The 1,048-nt window shown below is 68.9% G+C and carries 3 protein-coding genes; all 3 read right to left on the minus strand.

Features of this window, described 5'->3' with window-relative positions; genetic code table 11:
- Window positions 1-62: 62 nt before the first annotated feature.
- The 3 genes from nuoK to E1264_RS42780 are packed head-to-tail and all read right to left on the minus strand — an operon-like array spanning window position 63 to window position 1,035.
- On the minus strand, window positions 63-368 hold the full coding sequence (gene nuoK / locus E1264_RS42770; protein WP_132183310.1) for an NADH-quinone oxidoreductase subunit NuoK: 306 nt from the start codon (window positions 366-368) through the stop codon (window positions 63-65).
- A complete protein-coding gene (locus E1264_RS42775; protein WP_132183312.1) occupies window positions 358-876 on the minus strand; it encodes an NADH-quinone oxidoreductase subunit J in 519 nt (172 codons plus the stop codon). Before E1264_RS42775 ends, nuoK begins: the two co-directional genes overlap by 11 nt.
- A 9-nt stretch (window positions 877-885) precedes the next feature.
- Complete coding sequence (locus E1264_RS42780) at window positions 886-1,035, minus strand: NADH-quinone oxidoreductase subunit H (protein WP_243711528.1); 150 nt, start codon at window positions 1,033-1,035, stop codon at window positions 886-888.
- Window positions 1,036-1,048: the final 13 nt, after the last annotated feature.

The following is a 1,048-nucleotide window of genomic DNA, read 5'->3' on the forward strand; positions in this document are numbered from 1 at the left end:
CCCCCGGATCATCCCCGTTTCCTGTGGGGGGACGACTCCCCACACCCCCCGGAGCGCTGCGCTCATCCCTTCAGATCACCCGCCTCATCCGTCAAGTCGACGTCCCGGGCGCGGAAAAGTGCGGTGACCACGGCGAAGCCCATCGCCATCTCCAGCGCCATCACGGTGACGGCGAGCAGGACGAGCACCTGCCCGTCCGCCGACTCCGGCGACACCCGGTACCAGAACCCGGCCGCCGCGACGATCACCCCGTTGATCATCAGTTCGAGGCCCATCATCACCATCACGATCGACTGCTGGGTCAGCGCCCCGAACAGCCCGACGCAGAACAGCGCGGCGGCCAGCAGCAGGAACGCCTCAAGCGTCATGGCGGCCCCCGTCATAGCGGCCCCGATGCGTCGCCAGCACCACGGTGGCGATCATGGTCGCCAGGATGGCGATGCCGATCACCATCATGACCAGCATCTTCGGCCCCATGATCGACTCGCCGAGCGCGAACGTCGGGTCGCGCGGCGGGCGCCCCTTGCGCTCCGGCCAGGGCACCACGAGGATCCCCGCCGCCAGCGCCGCGAACGCGCCGCCCGCGATGACGGCCGCGCCCCGCGCGTTGTGCACCATCGTCATCGGCATCAGCCCGGCCGGGTTCATCATGTACATGACCATGAAGACGACCATGACCAGCATTTCCATGATCATCATCAGGATCACCAGCGCGCCGAGATAGCGCAGCTCGACCAGCAGCAGCTCGCCGCCGACGCAGAGGAAGGACGCGAGCAGCGCGAACGTCGCCCGCGCCATCGAGTCGACGACGAACACCGCCACGCCGAACCCGACCGCCGCCACGGCGAGCACCCAGAACCCGACGTCCTCCACCACCCGTCCCCCTCACACGACGACGATTCCGACGACGAGCATCTGCAACAGCGTGGCGGGGATCAGGACCGTCCAGGCCAGCGTCATGAAGCGGTCCATGCGCAGCACCGGCAGGCGCCGCCGCGTCCAGACCAGCAGGGCCAGGACGGCGCACGTCTTCACCCCCGACCACGCC

Source organism: Actinomadura sp. KC216 (genome assembly GCF_004348535.1).
Lineage (GTDB): Bacteria > Actinomycetota > Actinomycetes > Streptosporangiales > Streptosporangiaceae > Spirillospora.

Coding starts and splice junctions, on each gene's coding strand:
- nuoK (WP_132183310.1), bottom strand. CDS start 368: ATGACGCTTGAGGCGTTCCTGCTGCTGGCCGCCGCGCTGTTCTGCGTC.